The following is a 14,824-nucleotide window of genomic DNA, read 5'->3' on the forward strand; positions in this document are numbered from 1 at the left end:
ATGTTGATCATGCTGGGAATGCTGGCGGTCTTCTACGCCATCGTCATCTTCATCCTCTACACCACACAGCAGAAGACGAGCCCGACGTTCGACGAGTACTCCGTCGGCGGCCGCTCCTACGGCCCCTGGTACGTCGCGATGAGCTACGTCAACTCGTGGTGGCCCGGATCGGTGTTCATCGCGTTCTTCGGACTCGCGAGCGGTGCAGGTGTATTCGGACTCTACGGCCTCGCATACTCCAGCCTCGGTGTCGCGATGATGTACTTCATGGCCACCCGCGCCTGGCGCTGGGGAGCGAAATACAACCTCCGCTCACAGCCCGATCTGCTCGGCCTTCGCTTCAACTCGCGCGGCACCAAGATCGTCGCTAGCGTCATCGGCATCGTCTCGCTGTTCCCGTGGGTCGTTCTCGGCATGCAGGCACTCGGTGAGGTCTTCCAGGTCGCCAGCGCCGGAGCATGGTCCGTCACCACATGCCTGTTCGTCGGCCTGGCCGTCATCGTCATCCGCCAGTTCTGGACCGTCAAGATGGGCATGCGCGGCCTGATCATGACCGACATGTTCCAGGGCATCGTCGCCTACGTCTTCTCCGCAGCGCTCTGCCTGATCCTGCTCTCCGGTGTCGCCGGCGGCCCCATCAGCTTCTCCACCCTCGGAGATGTCGCCGACGAGTACCTTAAGGTCCCCGGCGACGGCGACGCATACGGCCCGTTCTACCTCTTCGCCCTCATCTTCACCGGCGTCGTCGGATCGCTCTGCTGGCCGACGAGCTTCCAGCGCATCTACACCGCGTCGAGCGTGCGCGCCGTCAAGTCCGGCACCATCCGCACCGTCCTGATCTCCGGCGTCTTCTACTCGCTGCTCATGCTCGTCGGTATCGCCAGCACGGTCATGCCCGACGTCGTCGCATCGCCCCAGACCGGCTGGTTCACCATCGCGGAAAGCTACGGCGGAACATGGTTGCTCGGACTCGCCGCCACCATGGTGTTCGCCGCATCCATGGGCCACATTGACGGAAGCGTCCAGGTCTGCGGCCTGCAGATCGCCAACGACCTCGTCAACTCCGACAAGCGCAAGCTCACCGACAGCCAGCTCACCAAGGTCGCGAAGATCAGCATGCTCGGCTTCATGGCCGCCGCAGCCGTCGTCGCCTACGCCACGTTCAACATGACGCGTCTGCAGCTCCTCGCCCAGATCTCGTACCAGGGCGTCGTGCAGCTCGCTATCCCGCTGTTCCTCGGCGTCTTCTGGCGCGGCGGCAACGGCAAGGGTGCGGTCGCAGGCATGGTCTCCGGCTTCACCGTCGCCCTCGTGCTCACCGCGATCTTTCCCGACGACATCGTCGGCCTCGGCAGCCTCACCGGCGGCGTCATCGGCATGGCCGTCAACCTGGCCGTCTTCCTCATCGTCTCCAAGGTCACCGGCACCACGGCCGAGGAAAAGGCCCGCGTCGACGCCATGTTCGAGGTCGGCAAGCGCCCCACCCGCACCGCTCCCGCCGATCTGTCCTTCGAAGGCCAGATCGACGAGCTCGCCGCTACCCCGGAGAAGATCTGACGATGGGTTTTCTTGACGATTTCGCGACGATGTCCTCGTTCGGCGCCACCGCAGCCGGCGGCGTCGACCGGGAGGCAGCGACCGCGGACGACGGCCGAACCAGGCGGTTTCTCACCGACTGGTTCGACCGGCACGGCCTCACCACCAGCGTCGACGCCGTCGGAAACATCTACGGCAGTGTCGAATTCGTACCCGGTGCTCCCCACGTGCTCGTCGGCTCGCATCTCGACAGCCAGCCGACAGCCGGGAAGTACGACGGCGCCTACGGTGTCCTCGCCGCCGCCCACGCTGTGCACCATCTGAAGGAACATGTCGAACGCGGTTCGCTGACGCCTCAGTTCAACCTCGCTGCCGTCAACTGGTTCAACGAGGAAGGCTCTCGCTTCTCGCCTTCTCTCATGGGAAGCGGGGTCTTCATCGGCAAGTTCGACGCCGACGACATCCTGAAGGTCACCGACCGCGCCGGCATCAGTGTGCGAGATGCCCTGTCCGATATCGGCTTCCATGGCAACGATGGACAGCCCGAAGCCGTCGCCTACGCCGAGATCCACATCGAGCAGGGCCCGATCCTGGAGAAGGAAGGTACGACGATCGGCATCGTGACCGCCAACTGGGCAGCGCGGAAGTACTCGATCACCGTGCACGGCGAGCAGTCGCACACCGGCGCAACGCATATGGCTTTGCGACGCGACGCGTTGGTCGGCGCAAGTCGCGTCGTACTCGCCGCCAGAGAACTCACCACCAAGTTCGACGACGGACTCCTGCTCGCCTCCGTCGGGCAGTTCGATGTGGAACCCAACTCCCCCATCGTCGTACCGTCGAAGGTCACCCTGGCCGTCGACCTCCGGTCCTCGGATCCGGACGTACTCGAACAGGCTCACGAGATGCTGCTCGCAGCGATCGCCGAGGTGCCCGAGGTCAACGTCAGCATCGACACTTCGTCGTTGCGACCGTCGACGAGCTACCAGCTCGAGGGCGTCGAACTCGCCGAGGAGGCAGCGAAGGACCTGGGCCTGTCGTATCGCCGGATGCTCACGATGGCCGGGCACGACTCGGTCAACCTCAAAGACGTCGTCCCGACGGTCATGCTCTTCGTCCCCAGCGTCGACGGCATCTCGCACAGCGAGAAAGAACTGACGCACGACGAGGACCTGCTCGACGGCGTGAAGATGCTCACCGAAACCGTCGCGCGCATGGTCCGGGGCGATATCGGCGCAGCTCACACTGCGGAACTGGTCAACAGCATCCACACTTCGTCTTAGAAAGAAGGCGCACATGATCGACTTGCCCGCTACGACTGCCGTCATCACCGGCAGCTCGCGAGTCGACGCGCTCGGTTCGAAAGGCCTTCGATGAATCCTCTCCTCACCAAGTCCATCGCCGAGCTTCGCGACGCGTTCGCCTCCGGCGACACCACGCCCCTCGATGTGCTCGACGCGACGCTCGAGCACATCGAGGTCACCAATTCGGTGATCAACGCGATTGCGTACATCGACGAATCGGGCGCACGTGCTGCGGCCCAGGCTGCCACCCATCGCCTTCGCGCCGGGCAGTCTTTCGGCGGTCTCGACGGAATTCCGGTGACGATCAAGGACTCGGTGCATGCGATAGGGATGCCGTGGCGTCACGGTGTCGCTGCCAACGCGGATCTGAAGATGTCGACGACGGACGCTCCCCCGGCCGCGCGTCTCAAGGAGGCGGGGGCTGTCATCGTCGGGAAGACGACGATGCCCGATATGGGCATGATGGCCGCGGGCGTCAGTTCGCTGTACGGGATCACGCGTAACCCGTGGGATCTGAGCCGCAATACCGGTGGGTCGAGCTCGGGTGCGGGAGCGTCCCTGGCGTCGGGCATCGGTTTCGGTTCTGTCGGTTCGGATATCGCCGGATCGGTGCGGCTGCCCGCTGGCCATTGCGGGTTGGTGGCGCTCAAGCCGACGCAGGGACGGATTCCGCATGTGGCGCCGTCGACGATGCGATCGGCTGGCCCGATGGCACGCAGCGTCGACGACCTCATCGATCTGTATCGCGTCATCTCCCGGCCGGATCCGCGGGACACGTGGAGCCTGCCGCACGAGGACACCGCCGACATTCATGCGCCACTGTCACCTGCAGGACTGAAGATCGGCGTCATGCTCGACATGGGCTATGGGCACAGCGTCAGCGAACCCGTCGCCGCCGTGGTGCGCACCGCTGCCGCGCAGCTGAGCGCAGCCGGTGCCGTCGTCACCGAGATGCCGCCCGTGTTCACCGACGATCCTTATCCGGCTCTCGATCGCCTGTTCCAGGTGCGTGCGCGGACGGAGTGGGAATCCATTCCAGAGGCGCGACGGTTCGAGGTCCTGCCTCCCGTGGCGGAGTGGGCGTACGGGGCGGCGAGCTATTCAGCTGCGGACTTCTCGCGCGACACCGACTCGGTGATGCGATCGCAGGAGTTCGTGCGAGCGAAGACGAGTGAGTTCGACTTCGTGATCAGTCCGGTGATTCCGACCGTCGGATTCGGCGCCGAGGAAGTCGGGCTCGATCCCCTACAACCGTTGGTGCACTGCAGCTTTACCGCGTGGTTCAACCAGACAGCGCAACCCGCGTCGGCATTGTGCTTCGGCTTCAGCAGCCCGTTCGGGAGCAACTCGGGCATGCCCATCGGTATCCAGGTTGTCGGGCCTCGCTTCGCCGACCAGGCCGTGCTGCGGTTGACCAAATGGCTCGAAACTCAGCGTGAGATCGCCATGGACTGGCCGGTCGACGTGGCGTCAGACAAGATCGGAGCAGCATGATGACTGTACGAAACTTATTGAGCGACATCGGCGTCTGGACCACCGGCGACGCCGTGTTGGACGCGGGACCCACCATGGCGAGCCCGAGCTGGTGGGGCGCTGATTCCGAGCGTTACTCCGGACGAGCCGACATCGCCGACGACGCAGCGGGCTCGGCCGCGTTCGTCAAGGTCATGGAACCCCAGGCACGCGACTACGTCGACTTCGGTGCGACGTTCTCCGCCGCTACCGCCGCTGGCGACGCCGGAATCGGCCCGAAGGTCTTCACCTCCGACGCCAACTCCGGCGTGCTCGTGATGGAGGACTTCACCGGTGTCTCCTCCACCGCCACCCTGGATCTGTTCGACGAGTACGCGAACGTCGAGAAACTGGTGGCGCTGCGGAAGTCGGTGCACGGGTTGGCCGGGGTGATGCGTCGAGCATCAGTGTTCGACGACCTCGCTGTGGTGCAAGGGATGATCGCAAAGGTCGGCGGAGCATTGCCGGCCGACTTCGACTGGATGCTGCGCACTCTTGCCCCGGCGCAGGCTCGGATCGAATCCGCCGGTTTCGACGCAGTCCCGTGCCACGGTGACGGCAACGTCTCCAACGTGCTGATGCTCGACGACGGCAGCATGCGGCTCGTCGATTGGGATGTCGCGGCGTTGATGGATCCGTTGCAGGACATCGGTGCGTTGTTGGCGGAGATTCGGCCTTTCGATTCGGATGCGCGTGAGGTGTTCGAGATGGCGTGGGGTTCGTTCGACAGTGCGCTGTTCGATCGGACGCGGATCTACGGCATTGCGGACTCGCTGCGGTGGGCGCTGATCGGATTGTATTGCGATGCAGTAAAACCGGGAACGCACGAGTATTCGAAGTTCTCCGATTGGCAGTTCCTGCGCGCCCGCGCTGGTTTGCGCGACCCGCATTTCGACGACCGAGTACGGAACATCTGAGGTGACCATGAACGATATAGCTGTCGGATCTGCCCGCACCGAGCCCGAGCGTCAGGTCGAGAAGGTTCTCGCTGCCGTCACCGAGTGGGAGGGGCTGAACCTCACCTACTCCCCCGTGATCGGTGGGTTGATGAACAGCAACTGGCGCATCACCGTCGAAGGCAAACCCAAGCGCTACTTCATGAAGCTGCCCGGTGCCGGAACGGATTCGTTCATCGACCGCACGCTGGCCAACGAAGCAGCACGTCGTGCCGGGGCCCTGGGAATCGGGCCGGAGGTGGTGCTGTTCGATCCGGTCACCGGTGTCGAGGTGATCGAGTTCTTGGAGGGCTATCGTGCGTGCACGAACGGTGATCTGAAGCGTCCGGAGATTCCGTTGGGGATGATCGATGTGTATCGGACGTTGCATTCGGGCAGCAAGTTGAGCGTGACGAAGACGATCTTCGACATGATCGACGAGCACCTCGAACAGGTTGCCGAATTGGGCGTGCGGCTGCCGCGTGATGCCGAGGTGATCCTGACCGAGTACCGGCAGGTGAAGCAAGCGATGCTGGCGTCCGGCTTGGATCTGGTTGCATGCCATAACGACCCGATGCCCGGCAACATTCTAATCGGTGACGGTTTGCCGATGAAGTTGGTGGACTACGAGTTCGCGTCGAACAACGATCGGGCCTACGAGCTCGCTGTGTTGGTCACCGAGATGTTCTACGGCGAGCAGCAGGTCATGGAGTTGATCGAGGAGTTCTTCGGTCGCGCGGAATGGCCCATGATTTCCCGGGTGCAGGTGTGTAGTTTCCTAGCCGACGTGAAGTGGGGCCTGTGGGGGTGTGTGAACCACAAGCTCAGCGGGGCCTGGGATTTCGACTACCACAAATACGGGTCGTGGAAACTGGCACGGGCGCGGATCAAAATGTCGGACCCGAGATGGGCGTACTGGGTGGAGGGGTTGTGAGACATACTGGCCTATGGGAGCGCATTGACTACTCAGACCCGGGATGTGCGCTCAGTCAATTGCCTTCGTCGTTAGTCTGATCAACGCGAATGCGTCCAACCCCGCTGACCGGGTAGACTTCTCCGGGAACCGCTCCACCAGCGACCGAGAACGCATTGAGCACCACCCGCTTACTGCGGCACAGGTGGCAGAAGCCAGCGCAGCCGTCGCGGGTGAGGTGGACGGGTTGCCGTCGTACCCCCACTATGCGCTCATGGTGGACTACCTCGCGTACAGCGGCGTCCGTGCCGCCGAGAACACCGGCCTAGAAGTTGGCGACCTTACCTTTACTACCGGGCCGACGAGCGCGGACGGGTGCGTCCACGGTGCGGTGCGACGCGCAGGCGCGCCGGACCAAGGAACGTGAGAACGGACGGTGGGTGGCCACCACGTCAAAGTCGCGCAAGTCTCGCAGTATGGTGCCATCGCCGCCGGGGCTGGCGACGCGGGTGCAGGCGTACCTCTCCGACGACCATCGCCGTACCGACGAGCCGCGGACACGCCCCATTTGCTCGCTTCCCAATCCAATTCGCCGACCATTCACCTCCCGGTCCGAAAGTTGAAGACCTCCAACCACTTTCTCTGCTGGACGGAGCGCACACACGCGCACCATGACGACACTCCGCCCACCGTCGCCCGAGTCGGAACAGTTGCTGCACTAGGACCGTGCGCCCGCGCCCACTCATGCCACTTGAAACATACCTTTGGGTGACTCGACAACTAACCGGATAGCTAGCTTGTCGCGGAAGTCAGATGCGAAGCCCATCGTATCCGGCGCCGGCTCGGAGTTGGTCGTACGCCAGGCAACGTCTGGCCCGGCATGTTCCGGTTTCAAGCTGATGTTGGACTCCGTGGGCTTCAAATACCCGTCCCGTCAGATTGCCCCGATGTAGTCCGGCGAGTCGAAGTGGTCGAGCTTTGTCATCCCCTAGATGATTTTTACTTCGGCGGTCGATCCACTTGGCTACCCGCCGCATCGCCGGGGTGGGACCGGGTTGACGTTGATCGAAGCGGGACGGCAAGCCGCCTACCAGTGCCCCAGTCGGACTCGAACCGACACCGTGCGGATTTTAGGTCCTGGAAATGGAATCACTGAACCCCTCTGGCCTCGACATTCGTTGATTTGTAGCAGTTGTCGTACATCACCGTTCAAGCTGACGTGTAAGGGTTCAACACATCTTTGACGGATCGTCATCGGGACATCCTTGACGCTTCACAACCGATTGCCAACGTCCGCTCATGCAGAATTCAGAGCCTCGCGAGTCGGAAACAGACACGACCACCAGAGTCACGGTGGAGGTGCGCCTGAGTGCGGTGACCGAGGTGATCAACGGATCACCCGTCGTAGACGTCGCGGAACGATTCGGTGTCAGTCGTCAAACTGTCACAACGTGGCGCAAGCGGTACGAGGCCGAGGGACTCGAAGGTCTTGTCGACGCATCGAGGCGACCACACTCGAGTCCAGCGCGAATCGATCCGAACGTCGAAGCACTCATCTGCGAGATGCGTCGCCATCATCGTCGGTGGGGTGCACGCCGTATCGCCTACCAACTCACTCTCGAGATCGGCGACAGAGCGCCGTCCCGATCAACGGTCTACCGAGCACTCGTACGCAACGGTTTGATCAATCAGCAAAAGCAACAACACAAAAGAATCTACAAACGGTGGCAACGCGAAGCCCCGATGCATCTGTGGCAGCTGGATCTCGTCGGCGGATTGTTCCTTGCCGATGGACGCGAATGCAAGATTCTCACCGGCATCGATGACCACTCCCGGTTCGTCGTCACCGCCACGATCTTGCAGCGCCCCTCTGGCAACGCCGTGGTCGAGGCATTCCTCGCCGCAGTCGCCCGATGGGGTGCTCCATTCGAAGTCCTCACCGACAACGGCAAGCAGTTCACCGGCAAGCACACACGACCGCTGCCAGTAGAGGTTCTATTCGAACGGACGTGCCGAGAGTTGGGAATCAGCACCAAGTTAACCAAACGACACTCACCCACCACCACCGGCAAGATCGAGCGATTCCACCGCACCCTTCGCCGGGAACTCCTCGACGAGGCAGGCGCCTTCACCGACATCGAATCCGCCCAGGCAGCGCTCGACGAATGGGTGCACGCCTACAACACCGTCCGTCCGCATCAAAGCCTCGACATGGCTACACCTACAAGTCTTTTTCGGGCCCGTGACCACCCCGCGCCGCCCGATTCTGCGGCCGCACCACAGCCTTCGACCCAACAGCCTTTCCAGGCAGCTCATCCACCTGCACCGACACGCCAACGAAGGTCGCAGGCAATAGAACTCGACGTCCGAGTTCCTCCAAGTGGAGTCATAGGAATCGCCGGAATACAACAGATGTGGATCGGAAAGAATCACGCAGCACGCGCGGTGACGCTGTGGTTGGATCTGACCAGCATTCACGTCATTGCAGACGACGTAGTCATCAAGACGATACTGTCCAGGCTCACCACCATCGACTTGGAACGACTCGCCATGCGCGGCGCTCGTCCGGGTCGCCCCGCACCCTCCAGTGATGCTGTCGACCCCAGCAAGGCGGTCTCGCGACCCGTCCCGATCGAGATCGACCGTACTGCAAGCCGCGACGGCATCGTCGTGATCGCCCACCACCAGCTTCGTCTAGGAGTAGCGGCCGCCGGAACCCGCGTCACCCTGCGAATCGACGGCTGACTCATTCATGCAACCGCCGGAGATATCCTTCTCGCCACACTTCCGAACCCCTTGACCCGTCATGAGATAGCGTCGCTGACCAATGTTCGGGCGGCAACAGGAACTGTCCCAGCACCACCACCAGCCGGCGCCCAGAGCGTGCAACGCCGCGTGCCGAAGGACGGCAAGCTCATGGTCGCCGGCCAACGCATCAAAGTCGGGCGCGCTCACACAGGCATGATCGTCACGGTACTGGTCGAGGACCACTACTTTCGCGTACCCGATGGAACCACCGAACTCGCACTCCGTGCTCGAACGTCGACAAAGCCGATCCGCAACGTCATCGCCCACCGACCCCGTGCCACGTAAAAGATGTCCCGAAGCCGATCTGTCAACCATGTCCCGAACCCATACACATCAAAGCCGCTCCAATCCGAATCGTGCTGCCTTGTGCCACCCTCGTGACACCGAACGCCCACACACTTCCTCACCTCAGACCACCCTGAACGAACGCAGGGGGCTGCGCTGGTGCGTGGCGTACAAGCGATCAACCAAAGCAGTTGAGTCACAATGGCTCCTGCGACAACAGGAGCTGCCAATTTCGCCTCCCGTCTTCGCTTGCCACCGACATAGAGCGTTGGCGCTTGTAGCCCGAAAAATTGCCCCACGCTTCGCCCGCCGTTCCCGAAGCGTCATTGGCATGATCCCGTGCTTACTTCTACGCTGAATGACCCGCAAACAGTGACTACCGTGTCGTCTCAGAACGGCGCGGTTCTTCCGATCCCCATCGAGTACTCCTCAGCCTCCGGTTCGTCGGTAAGGAAAACAACATCACCGACGTTGCGCCGTAATGCATGGAACACGTCGGTCGGGTTGGCATAGATAAAATCTCGCCGGTGGTGACCTGATTAACAGGTCGCCCTCAAGAAAACCCTGACTAGTTAGGGCTTCGACCGACACTGCATCGTCAACAAAACGGTCTCGGGACTTCGACCCGGAACGGCACCGAGCTCTCTCACGCGATCCATCGGCTCGCGCACTGCTGCCGCCCGCCACGACTCATCGACACCAGTCGTGTTCGGGGCGCGGTCGACTGCACTAGTGCAGGGCCAAGGTATCGCGTTTGATGTACAACGCGGTCACCAGTCTGGCGGTGCTGCAATACGCCCAGATCAACCGATCTTTCCGTCTACGCGGACGTAGCCGATTAAATTGGCTCCATTCCACACGACGCGAAGGGCGCAGACAACCACGGGTTGACCAGGAGTGCCGCTCCGGTACGCTGACCGCTAAACCGCTACTGACGAACTCTAAGGACCAAACGATGCCACCTACCGACAAATTCTTCTTGATAATTGGTGGGGCAAACAGTGAGTCGACGACAAGTCGAATCACAGCGGAGGGTCTCCACTATCGGCGCAAGCTATTACACTCGAAACCCAAAAACTGGCAGGCGATAATTGACATTCTTGGAGAATCTCGGCTCCGAGCTGTGATCGTGGTTCTTACCGGCAACGATTACAATCGTTTGTTAGACGACGAATATGCGTTGGTTGCCGACAAAATGCTGGATGCTCTGGCCAAGGTTCCACACACGATATTTATTCACGAGCAGGTCTTCCTCCAAAAAGAACAACGGGGAACCGGACCAACACGTCCAGAGTACGAACCACCCGTGAATGCCAATGCTGGTTTCAATTGGTACGACGATATGACGCCAGACCAATTTTTCGGAGAGGTGCCCGATGAGCTTAGGGATAATGTCAACGAGATGCTCGCAACCCACCAATTGAATGTGCTGCCATATAGGACAAACGCGGAGCGGTCAGTAATGGCAGGAAGATTTTTGGAAGACCTTGATCGAAATTTATTCTTTCGAATCTATATCCCTGCCGGTCGACTTTACGCCGAAGAGGCTTCTACCCTGCTCGGCCTGTTCCGTGACTGGCTGAATCAAACCGGCCGTGATTCGATTCGTCAAGACGGGTACTCGACACCCTCGGGGCAGGTCTACGAATTTTTTGGAGAGCAGACACAACCGCAAGGGGAGCTTGGTCGCCACTTTCAGGACTTCTCGGACTTCCTGGATTCATGTCAGTCCGCGCCGGAGGAAGCATTGGATGGTCTAATCGCCGCTGGCGTTGAGTCGCGGGCAGCTGACATGATGGTGACGCGGTACGCAAAGGCAGGTCGTCGATTGCACCTGGATCTACGTCAAACAAGGGAGCAGCGCATACTGAGCCTGCGCCATCAGATGGAGGAAGAATTATTAACTGATAATTCTACGGCAACTGCACAATCCATCGAGTGGCTAAATCAAGTCGTTCCTGACGCCAGCCCGGCATTTTCTGCACTGCGGGATCTCACCAGATTAACACGCCAACCGGATTCGAGCGTTCAAATTACCGTTAACCAGCAGTTTATAGGCACGGTAAGCGGCAACGTATTGCAAAACCTTCAAGGCACGGCAAATCTCGGAATGGACGCTCAAGAGCTGTTGGCTCTTATTCGCGATCACGGGGCAGCGCAAACTGCCTCTTTGGAGTCCAGCCTGCACGAACTCGAAGACGAACAAGCCCGAAATTCGGATCGGGTTGTCGCTCGACAGAAGCTACGTGGCTTTCTCTCGTCCATTGGGCGCTCGGTGAGTGCAGCGTCTATAGCTACCCTACAGAAATATCTGGAGAACCGACTTGGTCTTTAGGAATATGTCGATCATGTTGCTTTTCTGTAAGATGCCAACGCGGACGGCTCGCTTTGAATTGCGCGATTTAGACGGAATTTGGAAGCGTGTGGTGATCCGGGCCGCGAGAGCACCGGCCCGGATCACGCTTGTGGGAGTTTGCGGCGGCGTTTACGCCCGATCGAGTTTTCAGGGAGACCTGAACTAGGCTTCTGACTGAGGAGAACGCTGTGAACGGAGACCCGACCAGTACCGCCCAATTTCCTAACCGCTTTGCGGCCAGCGTCAGCCAGCCTGTCAAGAGGAGAATGTCTCACGAGGCGAACTCGCTTCGTGGGATTGCCCATGACGTTGTCACGCGGGCCGTCAGCTCGTCTCGCTACATGAATAGTTCGAAACCTCCTCCGCAGAACCATCTGTCGGCTGCCAGCGCTTTGTACGCAACCCCCTGATAACTATTCCCATCGCGCGCTAACCTCGTGTCTGCCTCACTCGTTAAATACGATGAGACTTCCGCGGGATCTCCTGCGCACAGAAGATTTCGCAGTCGGAAACGCAGATCAGGGATGATACTAGCCATTTCCTTCGAGAATCTGTCGAGTAATTCGAAAACGTCTACGTGATTACGCAGGCGCATAGCCATAAGGGGCTCCCAATGCCCTGGAGGTTCGACAAAGAACTCCAACACGGGCGGTACTCCACCGCAGATCCTGGCGTGTAGCCACTGTCCGGATGATAGTCGATCGAAGTATGGATTGATGGTCTGTTCACCAACAGTAGTGGGCGACCCCTGAAGCTTTGCACTGTTGCAGTCCCTGCAGGCGGGCACCAAGTTTAGTGGCGTCACGCATAAGAGCGGAAACTTGGTCTTTGGTAAATGATGATCCAGAGTCATCACTCTCCCAACTCCGCAGAGTGGGCACCTACCGTGAGTTGGGACTAGCATCAGTGCGTCGTAGAGTCGCCTTCCTGCTCTGCGGTTTACCATGCCACGGCTATACAACTCTTCTGCAAGATCGCTTGCTTTCACTCCTGGTAGTGCAAACGCAGCCACAGGTAGTAGATGGACCGTGTGGGACGAGCTTGCCGATTTGAACCTGGCCTCGGCGTGCTTGAACACCGCAAGGCCGTCTAAAATCCTAATCTGCATTGCCGTGTCCGCGGAACCCGACATGCATTCAATCACAACTCTTTCCGTGTCGAAATTAGGAATTGGCAGCCCGCGCATCAACGCCGCTGTCTATTCTTGGAATTCAACATAATGCGAACCAGGGCACGCCCCTCCCCACCAAGCTGCCCTCCAAACGCTGAGAGCACATCTTCGTACAAGTCGTGGTTCTGCACTGCGCGAGCGATCTCCCGGTGGAAACCCGACCCGCTGACTTCTAGATCGAAAACTTCGTGTGTCAACACGCCGACCGCTTCAGCGAAAGTCTCCAATTCGGGTTGCTCGACTATTAACAGGTCTCCGCTTCGACGCAGAATCGACACGCAGGAGCGAGGTACCTCTTGCAGAAGCACTGGCGAGTGTGTTGCCACTATTGCGGCACCATTTCGTTCAACCAACAATTCGGAGAGCACGCGCACGAACGCCGAAAGTAGCGGCGGATGCAGGTGGGATTCTGGTTCATCGAGTAGAACCAGCGATTGTTCGGCTACGAGCTCGACCAATTTCGTGACAGTGAGTAGAACAATTTTGTGGCCGGAACTCATTCTATTAAATTGCATTGAAGCCAATTCTTCATTCAAATCAGGACGAGGCGACTCGCTGCCCTGCGGTACAGCGGGACCACCCAAAATCTCCGAAATCGCATACTCGGCAAAATTTGGGTCGTTGTTAAGCAAGTCGATCGCACTCAACCAACGCGCATGACGCCCTGCTGCAATTACTTCATCAAGGGACTTTATGAATTTCTGGTTCAAGTTCGATTCGTCGGATTGTTCACCAGTCATACTATTACTTGGAGAACTTCTCAAGCCAACGTAATTGTAGAAAATCTTGGTCCCAGACTGCATATCGGTACTTGGCACATCAAATGGGTCGAACGCACTCCAGGCCACCGACACCAGATTTACGAAAGGCGCTTTTCCGCCTGCCATCTGGTCGTAAACTTGCCCGTTCTCGACCGTAGATGGACTTAAAATACTTTTGGCAATATTGCCGAGAAGGGTTGTCTTTCCCGAGCCGTTTCTACCGATTACTACATGGACATTTGTGGGCGGGTTGGATTCAGGCTCAACTTCGAATTCAAGCACTGGCGGTATATACGCGAACCCTTGCGGCGGGTAGCGGTATGCAAATCTGAATTCCTTGAGGCTAGGTCCTCCGTTAGCGATACGTCGAAACTGATTTCGCACAGTCTTAGCTTTGTATGACCGCAGCAAGGACTTTGTCGTCACGTCGTAGTCGATAACCTGATCGAACATTTCGGCGTTTAAGGCGACGTCACGAAGACTTTTTAGAACTTCAATTCTTTCATCCCGAAAAACATCCCTGACCCTCGCATAAAACTCATGCCCTTGGCCCAGCGAGAAGCAATCAAGAGGAAGAGAATTGTCGAATATGCTGCCCGGCTCTAAAGGCTTCTCACCATGTTTTAGATTTGTCCTGCCGATCTTGATCTGTCCAATTTGGACAATCTTGTCCTGCCCGTCACGCCACCACAGGTCATAGAGGGTTGTGTAGTGAAAGTCATTCCAGGAGTCCGGCACAAGGACAAGGGCACGATCGCCCAGCTCAAACGGGAACTGGCGCGTGGGCAACACTTCGATTCTCACGGTCCTCCTCCTGGTATCTCACGTAAACGCTACCGCGCCGGTCGCTTGTCCTGCCATCCCACCTCGACGGGCCCGAGCTTAAACACACCCCAGTCCGCGTAGCCACGACCAACCGTGGCAGACGAATGATTCAGCACGAGCCGGACAGAGAGCACCGAGAACGCCATTCCAAGTTGGTATTCCCCAACTGCCCGAAGTTTGAAAACGCACCCCGGTCCGCCCTGATCATCCCTCCGCCTGAGCTGATGAACACATAGCCCGACGAGTCAACTGACCTTGGGGCAGGCCCACTCGCGGTTAAGATATGCGTGCCCCTCCCTAGCGGGCGACACGGACCGGTGGTGGCGACCTTTCTACACCCGGCCTGCCCATGCAGTGCCATTGGCGCTGACTGCGTCTCCTCCCGCTCGACGGGAAGCTGCGATATGGCGGGCGATCA

At 59.6% G+C, this 14,824-nt stretch carries 10 protein-coding genes; 9 read left to right on the forward strand and 1 reads right to left on the reverse strand.

Going from position 1 to position 14,824, the window contains the following annotated elements:
• The 9 genes from D8W71_RS22145 (at window position 1) to D8W71_RS22185 (ending at window position 11,628) form a co-directional block, all read left to right on the forward strand.
• On the forward strand, window positions 1-1,557 hold the full coding sequence (locus tag D8W71_RS22145; RefSeq protein WP_121116607.1) for a sodium:solute symporter family protein: 1,557 nt from the start codon (window positions 1-3) through the stop codon (window positions 1,555-1,557).
• 2 nt (window positions 1,558-1,559) lie between these two features.
• A complete protein-coding gene (locus D8W71_RS22150; RefSeq protein ID WP_121116609.1) occupies window positions 1,560-2,819 on the forward strand; it encodes a M20 family metallo-hydrolase in 1,260 nt (419 codons plus the stop codon).
• A gap of 90 nt (window positions 2,820-2,909) precedes the next feature.
• Complete coding sequence (locus D8W71_RS22155; protein WP_121116611.1) at window positions 2,910-4,334, forward strand: amidase; 1,425 nt, start codon at window positions 2,910-2,912, stop codon at window positions 4,332-4,334.
• On the forward strand, window positions 4,331-5,269 hold the full coding sequence (locus tag D8W71_RS22160) for a phosphotransferase (RefSeq protein WP_121116613.1): 939 nt from the start codon (window positions 4,331-4,333) through the stop codon (window positions 5,267-5,269). Before D8W71_RS22155 ends, D8W71_RS22160 begins: the two co-directional genes overlap by 4 nt.
• A gap of 7 nt (window positions 5,270-5,276) precedes the next feature.
• Entirely contained in the window at window positions 5,277-6,221 is a 945-nt protein-coding gene (locus D8W71_RS22165) for a choline/ethanolamine kinase family protein (protein WP_121119765.1), read from the forward strand.
• A gap of 184 nt (window positions 6,222-6,405) precedes the next feature.
• The gene (locus D8W71_RS27415; protein WP_153275421.1) at window positions 6,406-6,627 is read left to right on the forward strand and encodes a hypothetical protein; all 222 of its coding nucleotides are present in this window, start codon (window positions 6,406-6,408) and stop codon (window positions 6,625-6,627) included.
• Between the two features lie 872 nt (window positions 6,628-7,499).
• On the forward strand, window positions 7,500-8,945 hold the full coding sequence (locus tag D8W71_RS22175; RefSeq protein WP_121116617.1) for an IS481 family transposase: 1,446 nt from the start codon (window positions 7,500-7,502) through the stop codon (window positions 8,943-8,945).
• A gap of 51 nt (window positions 8,946-8,996) precedes the next feature.
• Window positions 8,997-9,293, forward strand: a complete 297-nt coding sequence (locus tag D8W71_RS27680) for a hypothetical protein (RefSeq protein WP_153275422.1) — start codon at window positions 8,997-8,999, stop codon at window positions 9,291-9,293.
• Window positions 9,294-10,416: 1,123 nt separating this feature from the next.
• A complete protein-coding gene (locus D8W71_RS22185; RefSeq protein ID WP_153275423.1) occupies window positions 10,417-11,628 on the forward strand; it encodes a hypothetical protein in 1,212 nt (403 codons plus the stop codon).
• 1,206 nt (window positions 11,629-12,834) lie between these two features.
• Here D8W71_RS22185 and D8W71_RS22190 read toward each other — a convergent pair.
• On the reverse strand, window positions 12,835-14,385 hold the full coding sequence (locus D8W71_RS22190) for an AAA family ATPase (protein ID WP_153275424.1): 1,551 nt from the start codon (window positions 14,383-14,385) through the stop codon (window positions 12,835-12,837).
• Window positions 14,386-14,824: the final 439 nt, after the last annotated feature.

The sequence above is a fragment of the Rhodococcus sp. P1Y genome (genome assembly GCF_003641205.1).
Classification (GTDB): Bacteria; Actinomycetota; Actinomycetes; order Mycobacteriales; family Mycobacteriaceae; genus Rhodococcoides.

What these genes read in the sequence shown, in the direction of transcription:
- D8W71_RS22145 (WP_121116607.1), top strand. Translation starts at nt 1, where the DNA reads ATGTTGATCATGCTGGGAATGCTGGCGGTCTTCTACGCCATCGTCATC.
- D8W71_RS22150 (WP_121116609.1), top strand. Translation starts at nt 1,560, where the DNA reads ATGGGTTTTCTTGACGATTTCGCGACGATGTCCTCGTTCGGCGCCACC.
- D8W71_RS22155 (WP_121116611.1), top strand. Translation starts at nt 2,910, where the DNA reads ATGAATCCTCTCCTCACCAAGTCCATCGCCGAGCTTCGCGACGCGTTC.
- D8W71_RS22160 (WP_121116613.1), top strand. Translation starts at nt 4,331, where the DNA reads ATGATGACTGTACGAAACTTATTGAGCGACATCGGCGTCTGGACCACC.
- D8W71_RS22165 (WP_121119765.1), top strand. Translation starts at nt 5,277, where the DNA reads ATGAACGATATAGCTGTCGGATCTGCCCGCACCGAGCCCGAGCGTCAG.
- D8W71_RS22175 (WP_121116617.1), top strand. Translation starts at nt 7,500, where the DNA reads ATGCAGAATTCAGAGCCTCGCGAGTCGGAAACAGACACGACCACCAGA.